This window comes from Agrobacterium cavarae, assembly GCF_004310285.1.
GTDB classification, from domain to species: domain Bacteria; phylum Pseudomonadota; class Alphaproteobacteria; order Rhizobiales; family Rhizobiaceae; genus Agrobacterium; species Agrobacterium cavarae.
The window spans coordinates 1-18330 of sequence record NZ_SISF01000018.1 but is presented as its reverse complement, the minus strand read 5'-3'; the positions used below and the strand labels follow the sequence as shown (position 1 = coordinate 18330).

The 18330-nt window shown below is 57.5% G+C and carries 15 protein-coding genes, 1 tRNA gene and 1 riboswitch; of the genes, 10 read left to right on the top strand and 6 right to left on the bottom strand.

Going from position 1 to position 18330, the window contains the following annotated elements; all coding sequences use genetic code 11:
• Positions 1 to 11 precede the first annotated feature (11 nt).
• From secDF to EYC79_RS01255, 4 genes are all read left to right on the top strand, one after another.
• Positions 12 to 2573 (top strand): protein translocase subunit SecDF, encoded by a 2562-nt coding sequence (gene secDF / locus EYC79_RS01270; RefSeq protein ID WP_130976961.1) that lies wholly within the window; start codon positions 12 to 14, stop codon positions 2571 to 2573.
• Positions 2573 to 2965, top strand: coding sequence for an Mth938-like domain-containing protein (locus EYC79_RS01265; protein WP_130976960.1), 393 nt, complete (start codon positions 2573 to 2575; stop codon positions 2963 to 2965). The genes secDF and EYC79_RS01265 overlap by 1 nt, the downstream gene beginning before the upstream one ends.
• A 13-nt stretch (positions 2966 to 2978) precedes the next feature.
• The gene (locus EYC79_RS01260; protein WP_062437661.1) at positions 2979 to 3827 is read left to right on the top strand and encodes a phytoene/squalene synthase family protein; all 849 of its coding nucleotides are present in this window, start codon (positions 2979 to 2981) and stop codon (positions 3825 to 3827) included.
• A gap of 253 nt (positions 3828 to 4080) precedes the next feature.
• Positions 4081 to 4563 (top strand): hypothetical protein, encoded by a 483-nt coding sequence (locus tag EYC79_RS01255; RefSeq protein ID WP_130976959.1) that lies wholly within the window; start codon positions 4081 to 4083, stop codon positions 4561 to 4563.
• On the opposite strand, the gene trmFO is transcribed toward EYC79_RS01255, so the two are convergent.
• The 3 genes from trmFO to EYC79_RS01240 all read right to left on the bottom strand — a co-directional run bounded on the left by trmFO (position 4515) and on the right by EYC79_RS01240 (position 7000).
• Positions 4515 to 5984, bottom strand: a complete 1470-nt coding sequence (trmFO, locus tag EYC79_RS01250) for a methylenetetrahydrofolate--tRNA-(uracil(54)-C(5))-methyltransferase (FADH(2)-oxidizing) TrmFO (RefSeq protein WP_130976958.1) — start codon at positions 5982 to 5984, stop codon at positions 4515 to 4517. The two genes, EYC79_RS01255 and trmFO, sit on opposite strands and share 49 nt — an antisense overlap.
• Positions 5985 to 6279: 295 nt before the next feature.
• Entirely contained in the window at positions 6280 to 6423 is a 144-nt protein-coding gene (locus EYC79_RS01245; RefSeq protein ID WP_082447266.1) for a DUF1127 domain-containing protein, read from the bottom strand.
• 430 nt (positions 6424 to 6853) lie between these two features.
• Positions 6854 to 7000 (bottom strand): DUF1127 domain-containing protein, encoded by a 147-nt coding sequence (locus EYC79_RS01240; RefSeq protein WP_082447210.1) that lies wholly within the window; start codon positions 6998 to 7000, stop codon positions 6854 to 6856.
• Between the two features lie 553 nt (positions 7001 to 7553).
• Between EYC79_RS01240 and EYC79_RS01235 the strand changes: the two genes are divergently transcribed.
• The 4 genes from EYC79_RS01235 (at position 7554) to EYC79_RS01220 (ending at position 11042) form a co-directional block, all read left to right on the top strand.
• A tRNA-Leu gene (locus tag EYC79_RS01235) sits at positions 7554 to 7638 on the top strand.
• Positions 7639 to 7826: 188 nt separating this feature from the next.
• Complete coding sequence (gene tig, locus EYC79_RS01230; protein ID WP_130976957.1) at positions 7827 to 9302, top strand: trigger factor; 1476 nt, start codon at positions 7827 to 7829, stop codon at positions 9300 to 9302.
• Between the two features lie 162 nt (positions 9303 to 9464).
• A complete protein-coding gene (locus tag EYC79_RS01225; protein ID WP_130976956.1) occupies positions 9465 to 9989 on the top strand; it encodes a nucleoside/nucleotide kinase family protein in 525 nt (174 codons plus the stop codon).
• A gap of 399 nt (positions 9990 to 10388) precedes the next feature.
• Positions 10389 to 11042 carry a hypothetical protein gene (locus EYC79_RS01220; RefSeq protein ID WP_130976955.1) on the top strand — a complete coding sequence of 218 codons (654 nt, stop codon included), beginning with the start codon at positions 10389 to 10391 and terminating at the stop codon, positions 11040 to 11042.
• A gap of 6 nt (positions 11043 to 11048) precedes the next feature.
• On the opposite strand, the gene sthA is transcribed toward EYC79_RS01220, so the two are convergent.
• The 3 genes from sthA to EYC79_RS01205 form a co-directional block, all read right to left on the bottom strand.
• Positions 11049 to 12467 (bottom strand): Si-specific NAD(P)(+) transhydrogenase, encoded by a 1419-nt coding sequence (gene sthA / locus EYC79_RS01215; protein WP_062598105.1) that lies wholly within the window; start codon positions 12465 to 12467, stop codon positions 11049 to 11051.
• A 234-nt stretch (positions 12468 to 12701) separates the two neighbouring features.
• Positions 12702 to 13247, bottom strand: a complete 546-nt coding sequence (locus tag EYC79_RS01210; RefSeq protein ID WP_062425441.1) for a DUF1003 domain-containing protein — start codon at positions 13245 to 13247, stop codon at positions 12702 to 12704.
• An 82-nt stretch (positions 13248 to 13329) separates the two neighbouring features.
• Entirely contained in the window at positions 13330 to 15225 is a 1896-nt protein-coding gene (locus tag EYC79_RS01205) for an LTA synthase family protein (RefSeq protein WP_130976979.1), read from the bottom strand.
• Positions 15226 to 15508: 283 nt separating this feature from the next.
• On the opposite strand from EYC79_RS01205, the gene EYC79_RS01200 reads away from it, so the two are divergent.
• Both EYC79_RS01200 and EYC79_RS01195 read left to right on the top strand, forming a co-directional pair.
• Positions 15509 to 17188, top strand: a complete 1680-nt coding sequence (locus EYC79_RS01200; protein ID WP_130976954.1) for an NAD+ synthase — start codon at positions 15509 to 15511, stop codon at positions 17186 to 17188.
• 38 nt (positions 17189 to 17226) lie between these two features.
• The gene (locus EYC79_RS01195) at positions 17227 to 18057 is read left to right on the top strand and encodes a TolB family protein (protein WP_130976953.1); all 831 of its coding nucleotides are present in this window, start codon (positions 17227 to 17229) and stop codon (positions 18055 to 18057) included.
• Between the two features lie 33 nt (positions 18058 to 18090).
• A riboswitch (cobalamin riboswitch) is annotated at positions 18091 to 18270 on the top strand.
• Positions 18271 to 18330: the final 60 nt, after the last annotated feature.

Here is an 18330-nt window from a genome sequence, read left to right as displayed (position 1 = left end):
CCGAGACCGAAATGCTTCATTTTTCCCGCTGGAAAACAGTCTTCATCTGGTTGATCGTGCTGATAAGCGCCGTCATCGCTTCCCCCAACCTGTTCACGGACAAGCAGCTGGAGGGAATGCCAAACTGGTACAAGCACAACAAGGTGACGCTTGGTCTCGACCTTCAGGGCGGTTCCTACATCATGCTCAAAGTCGAGCGTTCCGACATCGTCAAGGAACGTCTCGAAACTATCGTCGGCGACGTCCGCGCCCAGTTGCGCGACGCCAATATCCGCTATTCCGGTCTGGCCGGCAACGGCCAGCAGATTCAGGTTCGTATCACCGATCCGGCTCAGTATGAGGCGGCCAAGAATGCGTTGAAAGATCTGACGCTGCCAGTCTCCGTCGGTACGCTGACCGGTGGATCGGTGCAGGAAGTGACGATGAGTGATGGCGGCGACAATCTCCTGCGCCTGAACCTCACCGATGCAGGCATCGATTATCGCCTGTCTTCTGCCGTTGCCCAGTCGATCGAAGTCGTCCGCCGCCGTGTCGACGAACTCGGCACGACCGAGCCGCTGATCGTGCGCCAGGGCAATGACCGTATCATTGTTCAGGTCCCGGGCCTCCAGGATCCGCAGCGCTTGAAGTCTCTGTTGAATCAGACAGCCAAGCTTTCCTTCCGCATGGTGGATACATCCATGCCGGTTCAGGAAGCGTTGAACGGACGCCCACCTGCGACAGATGAAATCCTCTATTCGCAGGACGACCCGCCAGTTCCTTACCTTGTCGAACGCCGTGCGCTTGTGTCTGGTGACAATCTAGTCGATGCGCAGGCAAGCTTCAATCAGCAGACCAATGAGCCTGTTGTTACATTCCGGTTCGATAGCCGCGGTGCGCAGCGTTTCGCGCAGGCCACCCAGCAGAATGTCGGCAAACCTTTCGCCATCGTTCTCGATAACCAGGTTATTTCCGCCCCCGTGATCCGTGAGCCCATCGTTGGCGGTTCGGGCCAGATTTCCGGTAACTTCACCGTTCAGGGTGCAAATGACCTCGCCGTTCTCCTGCGTGCCGGCGCCTTACCTGCGACGTTGACGGTGGTTGAAGAGCGGACCGTTGGCCCAAGCCTTGGCAGTGACTCCATCCATGCCGGCCTGACTGCCAGCGCCATCGGCGCCATCGGCGTCGTCCTTTTCATGTTCATCTTCTATGGCTTCTTCGGCCTGCTGGCGAATATCGCTCTCGTGGTCAATATCGTCATGCTGCTGGCCATTCTCAGCATCATTGGGTCGACGCTGACATTGCCGGGCATTGCCGGTATCGTCTTGACAATCGGTATGGCGGTGGACTCGAACGTTCTGATCTATGAGCGTATCCGCGAGGAAGTCAAAGCGGGCAAACCGTTGATATCGTCGCTTGAGAACGGCTTTACCCGTGCTTTCGCCACCATCATCGACGCCAATCTGACCACATTTATCGTGGCCTGCGTACTCTTCTATATGGGTACCGGACCGGTGAAGGGCTTTGCGGTCACGCTCGCCGTCGGTATCGTGACGACTGTCTTTACCGCCTATACGCTGACGGCTTGGCTGTTTGGTGTCTGGGTTCGTCGCAGCCGTCCCAAGCATCTGCCGAAAGGCATCCGCACCGGCATGTTTGACGGCAAGGATATTCCTTTCATGAAGTACCGTCGCATCGTCTTCGGTATTACCGGCGTCATCATGCTGACCTGCCTTGGCGGCTTCATGACCAAGGGTCTGAACCTTGGCATCGACTTCCAAGGCGGCTCGATCATCGAGGTGCAGTCGAAAAGCGGTCCTGCCGATATCGCAGATATTCGTGAGCGCCTGAGCCAGTTGAACCTTGGAGAAATTCAGGCTCAAAGCTTCGGTTCTCCCGACGACGTTCTGATCCGCATCCAGGCGCAGGAAGGCGGCGAGAATGCCGAGCAGTCGGCAATCACGATGATCCGTGGCGAGTTGCAGGATAAGTATGACTTCCGCCGCGTGGAAGTCGTGGGACCGGCCGTCTCGGGCGATCTCACCGTCACCTCGACCATCGGCATCGCGCTCGCCATGATCGCGATCATGATCTACATCTGGTTCCGCTTTGAGTGGCAGTTTGCGCTCGGTGCGATCATCTCCATGGTGCACGACGTGGTCTTCACCATAGGCCTCTTCGTCTTCCTGGGGATCGAGTTCAACCTCACCAGTATCGCGGCGATATTGACCATTATCGGTTACTCGCTGAACGATACGGTGGTCATTTACGACCGAATTCGAGAGAACCTGCGGCGCTACAAGAAAATGCCGCTGTCCATGATCATCGACGTCTCTCTGAACCAGACGCTGTCGCGTACGATCTTGACCGGCCTGACAGTGATGCTTGCGCTGCTATCGCTCTACCTCTTCGGTGGAGAGGTCATACGCTCCTTCACCTTCGCCATGCTCTTCGGTGTCGGTATCGGCGTGTTCTCGTCTATCTACATCGCGGCTCCTGTTCTGATCGCCTTCAATCTGCGTCCGACCAGCACGGATGCCGATGACAAGGACGACCAGAAGGCGAATTCGATCAGCGGCAGACCGGCAGTCTGATGGCTGGCGGAATAGAAATACGCCCGGCCCATTTTCCTGGCCGGGCGCCTATCGATGCTTATGGAAATGGCGGTTTTCGCTTCGCCGAGATGTCGCATCGCGGCTCGCTTCTCTGCCTTCCTTCCGGCATTCACGGATGGGACGTGACCGATCCCTTGCAGCTTTCGGTCGATAACTTCACCAAGGTTCTGGAACAAGCGGCCGACATCGAGTTTCTGTTGATCGGCATGGGCGACTCCATGCGGATCGTCCCGAGCGCACTGAAGGCCGCCTTGAAAGAGGCTGGAATCTCTGTCGATCCGATGAGCACGGGTGCTGCGGTCAGAACATACAACATCATGCTTTCCGAATCGCGGGCAGTGGCTGCCGCCCTGATTGCGGTCGAAGGCTGAAGAACGGTTATCGATGACAGACCTGCCGGCGGATAAGGGCGCTTGCCTGACGATGCTGCGTGACATGGATCGCGACAGATATCTCGCATGCCTTCTTGCGCCGGAAGACAAGCGCGGCGATCTCGCGGCCCTTTACGCTTTCAACGCCGAGATTGCCCGCATCCGCGATGTCGTTCGTGAGCCGCTTCCAGGTGAAGTGCGCATGCAGTGGTGGCGCGATCTCCTGGAGGGAAATCCGCATGGGGACAGCGTCGGCCATCCGGTTGCCGCAGCACTGCTCAACGCGATCGCCACCCATAATCTGCCGCGGCAGACTTTGATCGACATGATCGAGGCGCGCATCTTCGATCTCTACGATGACGTCTTCGAGAATCGCAACGCTCTCGAGGGCTATGCGGGCGAGACGGCGTCTGCATTGATACAGCTCTCCAGCATCGTGCTTTCGCCGGATGATGCGGCGAGAAACGCCGAGACCGCGGGCCACGCAGGCGTTGCCCAGGCCATGGCTGGCATGCTGCTGTTGATGCCGCTGCATCGCCGTCGAGGTCAGGTATATGTTCCGCAGGACGTTCTGTCGGCAGCCGGATTGAACCGCGAGAGTTTTCTGGAAGGCAAGGACCGTGAGAAGGTCGGTGCGGCGATCGAGATATTCTGCGCGCATGCACAGGATCATCTGAACAGGGCGCGCCAGACGTCCCTGCCTAAAGCGGTCGTTCCCGCTTTCTTGCCCGTGGCACAGGTCGAGGCTGTGTTGAAGGCGGCACGTCGCGCTGGCGCGGACGTTGTTGAAAACGGCATCCAGCTCTCATTGCTCCGTCGCCAGTGGCTGCTCGCTAAGGCCGCCTATCTGAAGCGTTTCTAGAGCGTGGCACGCAAAGCCGCAGCGGTTTTGCGATAACGACATGCCTTTAAAGCGCAGTGAGTCTTTCGGACGCTCAACTTTCTTAAATCTCAGCACGACGCTGCAAGCGCGCTTCACCTCCGCGCAAGTCTTGGTTGCTAAGCCGCTTGATGAGCTGGTATGGACGACAGCATTGTCCAATACGTGATTTCGAGAAGTCAGAGCGTGTCTTGTAGGTCCCGAAGGGCTGAAGACTCTCCAAGGAGTGACAGAGATGAGCCTTACCATTTGGATCATCATCCTCGCGCTTTTGATCGCGGTCGCGATCTATCTCTGGCGCCTGAAGCGTTTCTCGGAAGGCGAAAGCAGCTACGATACGGGGCAGGCCATTTTGGATTTCGCCCGGGCCTTTCCCAATGAGGCGATCCGCAGCCTGCATATGACCGCAGACGGCAACGCCGTTTTCGTTCGGCTGCATGACAACAAGGCTGGCTTCATGCGCAACATGGGCAAGCACAATGCCTGCATGATGCTGAACCCGGAGCGCGTCACGGTGGAACATCTGGAAAGCGGCGACGGTTTCGTCGTCGCCTTCATCGACACGCCGAAATATAGCGGTGCCTATCGTTTCAAGACGGTTGGGGAGGCCGCAGAAGTGTCTCTCTGGTTGCTCGGAAGCTATCTGGAAGCAGCGGATGCAGAGCCCGATCAGCCTAAGGAAGCTGACGCCAGCTCCTCACCTTCCTCCGCAACCTGATTAAGAACCGGCGCTTCGACGCCAAGCCATGTCGCGCAATCTTGCAGCGCGCGTGCGCACATCAACTGACGCTTCATGATGGTCTTGTCCTTGCCGCGGAAGCGCTTCACGCCTTCGGGCTTGACGATCGAGCCCGGCGCAAGCTCAGGAAACAGGCCGAAATTGACATTCATCGGCTGGAACGAACGCTTGCCCGGTTCCTCGTCGGTGGAAAGATGCCCGCCGGTAATGTGGTTGAGCAGAGCGCCAAGCGCAGTCGTCGCCGGCGGCAGGCGGACCGGCTCGCCCTTATGCTCGGCACTGGCGAACCGACCGCAAAGCAGCCCGATGGACGCACTCTCGACATAGCCTTCGCAGCCGGTGATCTGGCCGGCAAAACGGATGTCCGGACGAGACTTCAGCTTCAGCGACGGATCGAGCAGCCGCGGCGAATCGATATAGGTGTTGCGGTGCAGGCCACCGAGACGCGCAAACTCGGCATTTTCCAGGCCCGGAATCATACGGAAGACGTCCGCCTGCGCGCCATATTTGAGCTTCGTCTGGAAGCCGACCATGTTGTAGAGCGTGCCTAGTGCATTGTCCTGACGCAGCTGTACTACCGCATAGGGCTTGACTGTCGGGTTATGGGCATTGGTCAGACCCATCGGCTTCATCGGGCCGTGACGAAGCGTTTCGCGTCCGCGTTCCGCCATGATCTCGATTGGCAGACAGCCATCGAAATAGGGCGTGCCTTCCCATTCCTTGAAGCCCACCGTGTCGCCGGCGATCAGCGCATCGATGAAGGCATGATACTGTGCCTCATCCATGGGGCAGTTGATGTAGTCCTTGCCGTTGCCACCAGGCCCCACCTTGTCGTAGCGGGACTGGTACCAGCAGACATCCATGTTGATGCTGTCGCGATGGACAATCGGCGCGATTGCGTCGAAGAACGCCAGCGCATCTTCGCCTGTCTCCGCCTGGATGGCGGCGGCAAGCTCGGGCGCGGTGAGCGGGCCCGTGGCAATGATCGTATTGCCCCATTCCTTCGGTGGGAGGCCCGGAACAACTTCGCGAACAATGGTAATGAGTTGATGCGCCTCAAGTTGCGCCGTAACCGCTTCGGCAAAGCCATCGCGATCGACGGCGAGAGCGCCGCCGGCCGGAACCTTGTGCTTGTCGGCGCAGGCCATGATGAGCGAGCCCGCCAGACGCATTTCCGCATGAATGACACCGACGGCATTGGCCGTCGCATCGTCGGAACGGAAGGAGTTGGAGCAAACGAGTTCAGCAAGGCTGTCACCCTTGTGAGCATCCGTGCCGCGAACGCCGCGCATTTCGTGCAGGATGACGGGAATGCCAGCCTGAGCGACCTGCCAGGCCGCTTCCGAGCCGGCAAGGCCGCCGCCAATGACATGGATGGGAGAGTTCATAGTGTCTTGCATCGCGCGCTCACGTTGCCAACCGGCACTTAGGGTGCTGCGGGTCGACGATCTTTCTTGATTGGCTTAGCCTCACTCTGAGGAGGCATTTGCCCGATGCAGTATCACGAGCAGTGCGGGCCGCCAAACTTTTTCGAAAGCTTGCGAGTCTCAGACGTCAGGAGAAGGAGATTCAAGCGACGATCGTGAGCGACCTGCAAGAATCAAAAAACGGCGCTCATGGCGCCGTTTTTTTGCCTGTCGCTCAGCCATCCGGTGCCGTGGGAGGTCGGCTCTTGCGGATGACCTTGTACGCTGATTAGCGGAACGAACGGGATGCGACGTTACGGATGTCGTAACGGGTCAGGCCGATATCGCTGAGAGCCTGGTTGGAGAGGCTGCCCAGTTCGTTGAGCGTACGGCGATAGCTGATCCAGTTCTTAGCGATGCGAAGCGGGTTCATGGTGGTTTCCTCAATCTTTGATGTGTTTGATCTTTAAAATTCAGTCCGCCGGGCCGCTGGTAATCTGCGCTCTCGGCTGTTGAGTGGTATATACATATTCATAGCAATGATTTGGAGTGCAGATTTTGAGCGACTGCCATGCATTTGTGCAATGTGTCGTCTATTTTTGCAGCTTGTGGATCGATCTGCGCATTATTTGAGCGGAAATCCGTGAGGCGCTGCTACGATCCCGCCCGGCTTTTTGAGCACTCGGACGACGCTGCATCAAGGCATCCTGATTTCTGCAAATCGATGCTGGTCTTCGGACCGATATTTCAGGGCGGGCAGGGGCGTTGAGCGCAAAAAGAAAAGGCCCGGAGCGGGTGCTCAGGGCCTTTTGAGGGTAACACATCGGGCAGACGAAGGATCGCCAGCCGGTGTTATCGATCTATTACATACCGACTGCAGTGCGAGCAACGCGACGGATGTCGGTGCGGCCAATGCCGAGATCGCTCAGTTCGCGATCGCTCATGCGGTCCAGTTCAGTTACGGTCTGACGATACTTGCGCCAGTTGTTCAGCGAGCGTGCAATGTTCATGGTCTTATTCCTCGTTTCGGTTCGCCGGTTGCTTGGGATCAACTCGGCTTCGTTTTCTGAAACTGAATATATGCCTTTCGCCGCGCTTCAAAAACAGACAAAGAAGGATGACACCTATGCGCATAACGCAGGGCAAGCTCCGAATCGGCGCCCTACTTCCTTAACAAATGCATAATTTGACAGCATTTGAAGTGGATTTTCAGGCCCAAACAGCAGCAGTCACGCTCTTAAGCTCGTCTCCGGGCCAGTCGAAATCTTAATGGGCCTCACAAACTCTCATCAACTGCCGCGGCAAGAGGTGGGCACGTTGGTATAGCATTCCATCGGGGAGGGGCTTTCATGGGCGGCCCAATGAAATCGAACTGCGTGGACCGCGAGCCTCGTGATTCCGCAGATGGCCTGCTCGCCATTGTCATAGAGTCCTTAAAACCCATGGAAATAGGGCTTGTACGGCGTCATTTTTCCTTTGCGCTCCTGAAAACGGATGATATAGAGACGCCGCGCTCCGGAAGGCCTCATGTGCCAGATGTTGTTTATGCAGGATTTAAAGAGCGCGGGTATGGCGGAATTGGTAGACGCACCAGATTTAGGTTCTGGCGACGAGAGTTGTGGGGGTTCGAGTCCCTCTACCCGCACCACAAATCGCCGGGAAAGCCAGGTAAAGCGTTTCGTTTTGCCCTTTCCCTGGCTCAGGCATAATTGCTCCGCAACGCGCCTGTGCATGCAAGTTTTATAGTCACGGCCGGTGAATTCAGATTCCGGCGCTGTGCTCGAAAGTAAACCGACGGCTGTCTGAGCACTGCCGCCATGATGTGAAGGTATGAAAATGCAGGTTATCGAAACGCTCGCTGAAGGGCTGAAGCGCGAAATCAAGGTCGTTATTCCGGCCGCTGACATGAAGGCTCGCCTTGACGAGCGCCTCGCCGAAGCCAAGGATAAGGTTCGTATCAACGGCTTCCGTCCGGGCAAGGTCCCTGCCGCTCATCTGAAGAAGATGTATGGCAAGTCGATCATGGCTGACCTCGTCAACGAGCTGGTTCGCGAAAAGCCTTCCGAGATCATTTCCAGCCGTGGCGAAAAGTCTGCGACTCAGCCTTCCATCTCCATGACGGAAGACGAGAAGGAAGCCGACAAGATCCTCGCCGCCGAAACCGATTTCGAATTCAATATTGCTTACGAAGTCATCCCGCCGATCGAGCTGAAGTCGAATGACGGCATCAAGGTCACGCGCGAAGTCGTTGAAGTGACCGAAGACGAAATCAACGAGCAGATCCTCAAGATCGCCGAAAGCGCTCGTAGCTACGAGACGAAGAAGGGCAAGGCCTCTGAAGGCGACCGCGTTACCATGAACTATCTCGGCAAGGTCGATGGCGTAGCCTTCGATGGCGGCGCTGCTGAAGATGCCGAGCTGGTTATCGGCTCCGGCCGCTTTATCCCAGGCTTCGAAGACCAGCTCGTTGGCGTCAAGGCTGGCGACGAGAAGACCATTACCGTTACCTTCCCGAGCGAATATCCGGCTGCTGAGCTGGCTGGCAAGGAAGCCACCTTCGACATCACCGTCAAGGAAGTTGCTGCCGCCGCCGACGTTGAAATCAACGACGAGCTGGCGACCAAGCTCGGTCTCGAATCGGCTGAAAAGCTGAAGGAAATCGTTCGCGGCCAGATCGAAAGCCAGTACGGCAACGTGACCCGTCAGAAGGTCAAGCGTCAAATCCTCGACCAGCTGGACGAACTCTACAAGTTCGACACGCCTGCCGGTCTCGTTGACGCTGAGTTCGACAACATCTGGCGCCAGATCAACACCGATCTCGCACAGTCCGGCAAGACCTTCGCTGACGAAGACACGACCGAAGAAGAAGCGCGCGAAGAATATCGCAAGCTCGCTGAGCGCCGCGTTCGCCTCGGCCTCGTTCTCTCCGAAATCGGCGAGAAGGCTGGCGTTGAAGTCACCGAAGAAGAAATGCAGCGCGCTCTGTTCCAGCAGCTGCAGCAGTTCCCGGGCCAGCAGAAGGAAATCCTCGATTACTTCCGCAATACGCCTGGCGCCTCCGCTTCGCTGCGTGCACCGATCTTCGAAGAAAAGGTCATCGACAAGCTGCTGACCGAAGTCTCCGTTACCGACAAGACGGTTTCCAAGGAAGAGCTTCTGGCTGACGACGCCGAAGAAGGCGAAGAAACCAAGAAGAAGGCTCCGGCCAAGAAGAAGGCTGCAGCCAAGGCTGACGCCGCTGAAGGCGAAGAAGCCGCTCCGAAGAAGAAGGCGCCTGCCAAGAAGAAGGCAGCAGAAGGCGACGCAGAGTAATCTGCTCTTCTCATATTTGTTTCGAAGAGGCCGCGGCGAAAGCTGCGGCCTTTTCATTTAGGAATGTCGAGAGGCGTTTGCATTCACGCCGAAAAGACATCCTGTCGTCATCCGAAGAGTGTATGGGCGACCTTTGCTGCATCTTGCTGAAGTAGAGGTCTCATGGGCGTCAAAAACTACCTCGTTGAAGGTGTGTCCTGTTCGGGCAAAACGTCTGTGGCAACGGAGCTTCAGCGACAGGGTTATCATGTCATTCATGGCGACAGGGAACTCGCCTATAAAGGTGACCCTAAGACCGGCTTACCTTTGGAGGGGCGGCAGGGTGGCGCGTGGGCCACGGATGTCGCTTTTGCTCACCGTCATCACCTCTGGTGTGCCGAGAGAGTAAAAGATTTGGTAGCCGATCAGAGCCATGCTGCCACCTTCTTGTGCGGCGGCGCCCGAAACTTTTCCGCTTTCATCGGCTTCTTTGACGCCGTGTTCATTCTCAAGCTTGATCGAGCCGCCTTGGAGAAGCGCCTGTCCGCGAGGCCAGAAGACGAGTTCGGTGGCAAAGCTGAGGAGCGGGCGTTCATCCTGGCGCTCCACGAGAGTGGAGATGACGTTCCGAAGGAAGGCATCGCGATCGATTCTACCCAGCCGGTCGAAGCGGTTGTTGCGGAGTTGTTATCCCACACAAACGCGTAGCAATTCCGGCATTTCCGACGGGGCAGCATGTCCCCCAACTGTGCTCAGACGGTCACAATGCAGTGCACAATGACTTTTTGCTGCAGTTGCTCTTGTTCATCTCCCGTTCATCTGGCACCCTTTGGGAGTGATTTGCCAGACGCGCTTTTGCGTTGAGTGCGATCCGCCGCCAAACGCGGCTTGGCTTTAAGCCTTCAGTTTCATCTCTCTTTCGAGCGCGGGTGTGATGTCGCGCTTGTCGATTCGCGTCGCCTGTCAGCGAGCGCGGTTAAGTCTGGCGCCCAGCGCCGGCAGAATTGAGTCCGGGTGATCTCCGTTTTCTGGATCGCCCAAGCCGAAACGAGACCTGCTGTTTTCCTCCCAAGAGTGGCTGGTCTTTTTAAAGCTTGAGGAAATGACATGTTGGTCAAGATATTGGGCACGCTCGCCGCTGCCTCGCTCATCCTTTTGTCCCCGGTGGAGGTGAAGGCGCAGGAGCGGGGATTGATCTGGGCGCCATCCAAGAATTCCGACCGCTCCTATTCGGCGCGGCTGGGTGCGAAGCTGCCGACGGAAACGCCGCTGCGCGCCGGCCTTGAGATGGGCATGAGTGCGTCTGAAAGTGGTGCGGTGGTCGATACGCCTGTAAAGTTCTGGGGTGACATGACGCTGATGTCCACCAATCTTCCGGGCGTCAAGATCGCCAGAGACGTCGGCATTCTGATGAACGCGCTGACGGGCTCGGCCGCCGTGACGATGACGATGACGCAAAAGCGCGTCGCCACAGCCGATTTCGATGTGGAATCGAACCGAAACGTCACGCTGCGCTATGACGGCCATAGCCAGCAGTGGAGCGGGCTCGATGTGTCGCAGTCCCTGCGGTTGACGCGCTCTGCGACCGGCACCGCCTTCGTCTTGACGGGCGCGAGCCGCGAGACATTCGACGAGTTCAGTTCCAGCGTCGCGCTCGAACAGAAGCTCTCCGACAATCTGACGGTAACAGGCAGTTTCGACCGGGGCTTTGAAGATCGTTTCCGCCCGGCGGTGCATGCAAACTACAAGATCAGGTGGTGAAGCGGCTCACTTGACCGCTTCATTCCTGTTCTTGATGTCACCCATGCGGTTCCATGCATCCAGCCCGGCAATCTTGTAGGCCTCGGCAAGCGTCGGGTAGTTAAAGGTATTTTCGACGAAATACTCGACCGTGCCTTTGAGGTTCAACACAGCCTGACCGATGTGAACCAGTTCGGTCGCGCCTTCGCCGACAATGTGAACGCCGAGAAGCCGACGCGTCTTCAATGAGAAGATCAGCTTCAGAAGACCGGTATCAAGACCCATGATGTGGCCGCGCGAGGTTTCCCGGAAGCGGGCAATCCCGCATTCGTAAGGAATGCCGCGCTCCTTCATTTCTTCTTCCGTCAGGCCGCAGGTGGAGATTTCCGGGACAGCATAGATGCCGTAAGGGAAATATTTCTGCGGCTCCATGCCAATTGCGCCGACCGCGACGCGAGCGGCAATACGGCCCTGTTCCATGGAGGTGGAGGCAAGGCTCGGGAAGCCGATAACGTCGCCGGCGGCAAAGATCCCCGGTACGGAAGTTTCGAAGGTCTCAGGATTGACGGAGAGACGGCCGCGGCTGTCGGCCTCGAGGCCTGCTGCCGCGAGGTTCAGCGTGTCGGTTGCGCCCATTCTGCCTGCGGCAAAAAGCACCATTTCGGTCACGATCGTGCGGCCATTATCCAGTGTGATCGACACCTTGCCTTCCGGCGTGTGTTCCACTTTCTCGGCCTTCTGGCCGAGAAGCAGCTTCATGTTCCGGTCGCGGAGCTGGTAGGTGAAATCTTCGACGATTTCCTTGTCGATGAAATCGAGCATTGTGGATTTGGGATCGATCAGCGTGACGGCGGTATCGAGCGCGCTGAAAATGGTCGCATATTCGATGCCAATGACGCCGGCACCAATGACCACCAGGGAGCGCGGTAGCCTCTCCATCTGCAGCAATTCATCGCTGTCGATGACGGTCTTGCCATCAAACGGCATGTAGTCCGGTCTGAATGGGCGAGTGCCGACGGCGAGCAGAATGCTCTTGCCCAACACATGCATCACTTCGCCATCGTCTTTGGTGATCTGAAGCGTATCGGGCGCGAGGAAGCTTGCCTTGCCGCGCACGTGCTGCACGCGGTTACGGGCAAACTGGTGCTCGAGCACTTCGACTTCGTGGTTGAGAGTGATCAGCAGGCGCTGGCGCAGATCTTCGGCACTGATTTCCTGCTTGACGCGATAGGACTGGCCGTAAAAGCCGCGCTCGCGCCATCCGGAAAGATTGAGCGCCGTCTCGCGCATTGTCTTAGACGGGATGGTGCCGGTATGAACCGAGACACCGCCGACGCGGCTGCCCTTCTCGATGACCAGGACCTTCTTGTCGAGCTTTGCCGCCTGGATGGCAGCACGTCTGCCGGCGGGACCGCTGCCAACAACAATGAGATCGTACTGGTTCATGAAAAAGCCTCTGGACGTAAACCCGGTAGATTGCCGGGATGTGTGAATATCCGATGTGAGGATTTGCCGCGAAAAGCGTGATGCTCTCAGCTTGCGGAAATGATCTCCGCACCCGCACATCTGGATGTCGTGAGACCACAGAGTGCAATGCAACAAATGCCTGCGTCAATCTGTAGCGCAGAAATCTGACGGATTCGTAACCGGCACAGAAAAAGCCGCAAATCGGCTATTCGATCAGGACGAAGGGCGGTCGCTTTGCTGGGTCTGATGTTGGTGCAGCTTTGCGATGTCTTCCCGCAATGCGGCGAGTTCGGCCAGAACCTTGAGATCGATCTTCTCGTGAAGAGACAGAACCTCAAGCTCGGCCTTGAGGTTGACCTCGTAGTCCTTGGCTGCCTCAAACCGATCGCGTTCCGCCTGCCGGTTCTGGGACATCATGATGATGGGTGCCTGGATCGCGGCCAGCATGGAAAGGATGAGATTGAGGAACACGAAGGGATAGGGGTCAAAGGCCTTCGTCGTCAAAACAATCGTATTGATGACGGCCCATACGGCCAGAAACACCAGGAAGCTGATGATGAAGCCCCATGAGCCACCGACGCGGGCAATGCTGTCCGCCAGCCTCTCGCCGACTGTGGATCCCTTCGAAAACTCAGCATTCGTGTCAGTGGAAATCAGTTGCTTCTGATGCGCCACCTCCAGAATCCGCTTTTCAACCTCACCGATCTGTCGGGAGGATCGCTTGAAGTGGGACAGGACGTAATCTGGAATGGCAGACATGATTCATCTCCGGCAATGCGTTGGCTGGAGATAAGCCCAAGGTGCCGGCAAGTTCAAACAAAATCGCGGGTTCGAAGGCGTCTTAACTGGATGGCGTGGTCTCATTGATCCAGTTGAAGCCGGGGAAGAATCGCTCTTTACCGAACTGGTCGCCAAACATCATGTCGAACTGCAGTTGCCGGTATTCGCTGAGTGCCGACGGTAGAGTCGCAGGCGCAATCGACCAGTCCGGCACGCCCGAACCGTTTCGCTGCATCAGCATATGGCGATCGATGACGGAGTAGGACGCATGCACCTTGCCAAGTACGCCGGTGTAGAAGGGATCGTCAAAGCCCGCGGTTTTCAAGATGTGATAGGGCAGCAACGAGGGGCTGATCGTGCCAATCCGGTTCTGCAATCCTGCCTTTGAAGACCAGACCACCAGAGGCGTCTCATGCTCCGTCTTCATCGTGGCAAGCGGCGCGCGGCGTGTTGCCACCATGCCCGGCATATAGCCGCTTTCGACAAAGGCTTGCCCGAGCGGCGGCAGATGATCACCAAAAAGCACGATGACGGTTTCTCTCTCTCGACCCTTGGCCCAGGCGATAAGCCTTGCAAAGCTGTCGTCGGCTTCCGAAACGCCCTGCGCGTAGGTGGCGAGCGCATCGCGTGCATTGTCGGATAGATCACCGCTGACGGAGACGGCTTTCTCAGCATAGCGGTTCGCTTCATAGGGGCCGTGTCCCTGAAGCGTGACGGCAAAGAGAAACTGCGGCTTTTCGGCCGCATCAACCGTTTGGATGATTTCGTTCGTCAGCGCCGCATCCGAGGCGAACGCCCCACGCTTTTCCATCGGTGGCAAGGTTTCTTCAGAGCGAAACTCCTCAAAGCCGAAATGCTTGTAGACCTCACGACGATTCCAGAACCATTCCCGGAATGGGTGGACGGCGATTGCGGAGTACCCCTCCGAGCGAAAGAAGGTCGCAAGTGAGGGAACAGGGCGGCGCACATATTGCTGATAGGGAATGCTGCCATAGGGCAAGAACGCATTGCTGAAGCCGGTCAGCGCTTCGAATTCGACATTCGCCGTCATGCCGCCAAACTCGGGTGAAAACACATGGCCTGACTGCATGGCGCGGATGCGCGGCATCGGGTCTTTCGACAGCGTGACATTGTCCAAGCGCGTCGGATCCCACAGCGATTCGCTCATGATCATAATGACATCGGGACGCTTGCTGTGGTTGACCGCGAAGGCGGAACTGTCGGACGCAATGTCCGCGATCGTCGCCTCGCCATAGCCATATGGTGCTGTCACTTTCGCCATCGGGATATTGAAGGCGAAGGCCATGAGGAAACCGTTGTGGCGATAGTTTTCCTTTTGATCCCACATCATCGGAATGATGTTGAGGCGGTCTCTGATCCAGGAATAGCTGGAGTATTCCATCATGGAGCCAAAGCTGACGAAGAGTGGAACGGCAAGCGCCAGCCGCCACATCCTTGCTTTGAACGACATTACAGGCATGGCACGCCGCGAAATGCGCCACAGCGTCACAATAGCAAAGGCAGCGAGCGCAACCGCAGCCGCAAGGGCGAGTGCCGTCACGGGCTGAGCCTTCAGCATGGCAGGCAAAAGCTGAAGAATTTGCCGGCCGAACAGCAGGTCGGAAGGATAGAGCGGATCGGAAAGGTAAAGCTGCTTCTGGCTCGAGATGAAAGCCGGCAAGATCAGGAGCGGGACGGCAATCAGAAGCGACTGGTAATGACGCCCGAAGACGGCATCAAGCGCCATGAGGCCGATAGTGACTGCGACGACCGTCGTCAGCCCAGGTCGTGCAGGTGACAGCAAAAAGGAGCCGACATCATGCAACGTGCCGCGCGCGATCCATTCCATGCAGACGACGAGTAGGACCGCTGCAAGGACCAGATTGGCCAGCGTTTGTGCATCGTTTGCGAGGCGGGCAGGGGACCGTGTCCACGGCTTTGAAAGGACGAGCTTCATCCTTTCGGCAACCGTTGTTCTAGGCACCGATTTCGTCACGTTTCTACTCCGGCAGTCTCGAAAGCAGGTGTGAATCACCTGTCATATAAGCGTCATCTAACTGTCACATGCGCGCAATGAACGCGACATGAACTATGCAAAATTCACAGGTCTCGAGGATAACCATCGCGTGAGCCGTTTATTTGGCGCATGCACCCGCCAGAACCTTCTTGACTGGCCGATGTTTTGAAACAGTTTATGCGGCGCGTTGCACTGTAAGAGCCGGCACGATAATGAGGAAGGCATGAGCACAGGACAGACCATTCCCCACACGTTCCGGATTGCGGTTGGACAATTCAACCCGACCGTCGGCGATGTCGCAGGCAACCTTGCCAAAGCGCGCGAGGCAAGAGCCGATGCGGCAGCGCAAGGCGCCGACCTGCTCCTGTTGACGGAGCTTTTCATCTCCGGCTACCCGCCAGAAGATTTGGTGCTGAAACCGGCGTTTTTGAAATCCTGCCTCAAGGCAGTGGAGGAGTTGGCCGAGGACACCGCGGATGGCGGGCCGGGCGTCATTATCGGCTTTCCGCGCCAGGGCGAAAAGGGCAGGCACAATTCGGTAGCTCTGCTCGATGGCGGTAAGATCGTCGCGCTACGCGACAAGGTGGACCTGCCAAATTACGGCGAGTTCGACGAAAAGCGCGTTTTTAGCGAAGGCTCTATCTCCGGCCCCTATAATTTTAGAGGCATTCGCATCGGCATTCCGATTTGCGAGGAAATCTGGAACGATTTCGGCGTGTGCGAGACGCTGGCTGAGGCCGGCGCCGAAATCTTGCTGGTGCCCAATGGCTCGCCCTATTATCGCGGCAAGGTCGATGTCCGTCATCAGGTCGCCCTCCGCCAGGTCATTGAAAGTGGCCTGCCTCTGGTCTTTGTCAACCAACTCGGCGGCCAGGATGAACTGGTGTTCGACGGCGCGAGCTTCGGTTTCAATGCCGACAAGACGCTGGCCTTCCAGATGAGCCAGTTCGAAGCAACGTTGGCGGTCACGGACTGGAAACGCACGGAGAATGGCTGGCACTGTAGCCATGGTCCGGTTTCCCATATTCCCGAAGGCGAGGAGGCCGATTACCGGGCCTGCATGCTGGGCTTCCGCGACTACGTCAACAAGAATGGCTTCAAGAGCGTCGTTCTCGGCCTTTCCGGCGGCATCGACTCGGCTATCTGCGCAGCGATCGCGGTCGATGCGCTGGGCGAGGAGCGGGTGCGCTGCATCATGCTGCCCTACCGCTATACCTCGGAAGAATCGCTGAAGGACGCCGCCGATTGCGCCAGGGCGCTCGGCTGCCGTTATGACATCGTTCCGATTGCCGAACCTGTCGATGGCTTCATGACGGCGCTGTCGGATCTGTTCGAGGGCACGGAAGAGGGAATCACCGAGGAAAACCTCCAGAGCCGTGCGCGCGGGACGATCCTGATGGGCGTTTCAAACAAGTTCGGCTCGATGGTGGTAACCACCGGCAACAAGTCGGAAATGTCCGTCGGCTATGCCACGCTCTATGGCGATATGAATGGTGGCTTCAACCCCATCAAGGACCTTTACAAGATGCAGGTCTACGCCATCTCCAGATGGCGCAACGCTCACGTCCCGCCTGGCGCGCTTGGGCCTTCGGGCGAAGTCATCCCCGCCAACATCATTTCCAAGGCCCCATCGGCCGAATTGAGGCCCAATCAGACCGACCAGGACTCGCTTCCACCCTATCCCGTTCTCGACGATATTCTCGAGTGCTTGGTGGAACAGGAAATGTCCGTCGACGAAATCGTGGCACGCGGTCACGACGTCGCAACGGTTCATCGCATCGAGCATCTGTTGTACTTGGCCGAATATAAGCGCCGGCAGTCTGCACCTGGCGTGAAGATTACCAAGAAGAACTTCGGTCGCGATCGCAGGTATCCTATTACCAATCGATTCCGCGACAGGTAGGTCCGACGGGTCAGTGGGCAATCGCAACGGGAGGGACGATGCGAAGTTCAGTCGAGATATTCAATATCCGTACCCGCGAAGATCGGATTGTCTGGCAGACCGAGAAGCTTTTCGAAGCGCCGAACTGGTCTCCAGATGGGCAACATCTGCTGCTTAACGGTGATGGCGTGCTCTACCGCCTGTCCCTTGCTGGAGACATCTCGGTCGATAAGGTAGATACCGGCTTCGCGGTTCAGTGCAACAACGACCACGGCATTTCGCCCGACGGTTCTCTCTATGCCATTTCCGACAAGGTCGAGTTCGGCAAGAGCGCGATCTATGTGCTTCCATCCATAGGCGGCGCGCCGAAACTGATGACGCGGAACCTGCCGTCCTACTGGCATGGTTGGGCGCCGGACGGCAAAAGCTTCGCCTATTGCGGGATCAGGGATCAGGTTTTCGATATCTATGCCATGGACATCGAAACCGGCACCGAAACACGTCTGACCCACGGCGAGGGGCGAAACGACGGTCCGGATTATTCGCCTGACGGTCAGTGGATCTACTTCAACTCCAGCCGCACAGGACAGATGCAGATCTGGCGGGTGCGACCGGATGGATCGGGCGTCGAGCGGATCACCGATAGCCCATATGGCGACTGGTTCCCGCATCCCTCTCCCAAGGGAGACAAGGTCGTTTTCATTTCCTATGACGGCGACGTCTTCGACCACCCGCGTGATCTCGATGTTCGCGTGCGACTTATGGACCCGGATGGTGGCAACGTCGAAACGCTCTTCGACCTCTTTGGCGGGCAGGGAACGATGAACTCGCCCAACTGGTCACCGAATGGTGACGAGTTCGCCTATGTGCGATATTTTCCGGTTGGATAGACGTAGCGCGCTTGCCTTCCGATCGGCAATTGCCCATACGCAACGTCGTCAGGTGCCTGCTTTCAGCAGGAGAATCGGGAATGCGGTGCAAGACCGCAACGTGCCCAACGCTGTGAGGCGGATGCCTGTTGCCATAAGCCACTGAGCAATCGGGAAGGCGGCAACGGGCAGACGAAGCCAAGTCAGAAGACCGGCCTGACACGATAGACCAGTCCGCGCGGACGGCGGCAGGTTGTGAGGAAGAGCGTTTGTGCCTGCCTACAGCATCGGCCC

Coding starts and splice junctions, on each gene's coding strand:
- secDF (WP_130976961.1), top strand. CDS start 12: ATGCTTCATTTTTCCCGCTGGAAAACAGTCTTCATCTGGTTGATCGTG.
- EYC79_RS01265 (WP_130976960.1), top strand. CDS start 2,573: ATGGCTGGCGGAATAGAAATACGCCCGGCCCATTTTCCTGGCCGGGCG.
- EYC79_RS01260 (WP_062437661.1), top strand. CDS start 2,979: ATGACAGACCTGCCGGCGGATAAGGGCGCTTGCCTGACGATGCTGCGT.
- EYC79_RS01255 (WP_130976959.1), top strand. CDS start 4,081: ATGAGCCTTACCATTTGGATCATCATCCTCGCGCTTTTGATCGCGGTC.
- trmFO (WP_130976958.1), bottom strand. CDS start 5,984: ATGCAAGACACTATGAACTCTCCCATCCATGTCATTGGCGGCGGCCTT.
- EYC79_RS01245 (WP_082447266.1), bottom strand. CDS start 6,423: ATGAACCCGCTTCGCATCGCTAAGAACTGGATCAGCTATCGCCGTACG.
- EYC79_RS01240 (WP_082447210.1), bottom strand. CDS start 7,000: ATGAACATTGCACGCTCGCTGAACAACTGGCGCAAGTATCGTCAGACC.
- tig (WP_130976957.1), top strand. CDS start 7,827: ATGCAGGTTATCGAAACGCTCGCTGAAGGGCTGAAGCGCGAAATCAAG.
- EYC79_RS01225 (WP_130976956.1), top strand. CDS start 9,465: ATGGGCGTCAAAAACTACCTCGTTGAAGGTGTGTCCTGTTCGGGCAAA.
- EYC79_RS01220 (WP_130976955.1), top strand. CDS start 10,389: ATGTTGGTCAAGATATTGGGCACGCTCGCCGCTGCCTCGCTCATCCTT.
- sthA (WP_062598105.1), bottom strand. CDS start 12,467: ATGAACCAGTACGATCTCATTGTTGTTGGCAGCGGTCCCGCCGGCAGA.
- EYC79_RS01210 (WP_062425441.1), bottom strand. CDS start 13,247: ATGTCTGCCATTCCAGATTACGTCCTGTCCCACTTCAAGCGATCCTCC.
- EYC79_RS01205 (WP_130976979.1), bottom strand. CDS start 15,225: ATGAAGCTCGTCCTTTCAAAGCCGTGGACACGGTCCCCTGCCCGCCTC.
- EYC79_RS01200 (WP_130976954.1), top strand. CDS start 15,509: ATGAGCACAGGACAGACCATTCCCCACACGTTCCGGATTGCGGTTGGA.
- EYC79_RS01195 (WP_130976953.1), top strand. CDS start 17,227: ATGCGAAGTTCAGTCGAGATATTCAATATCCGTACCCGCGAAGATCGG.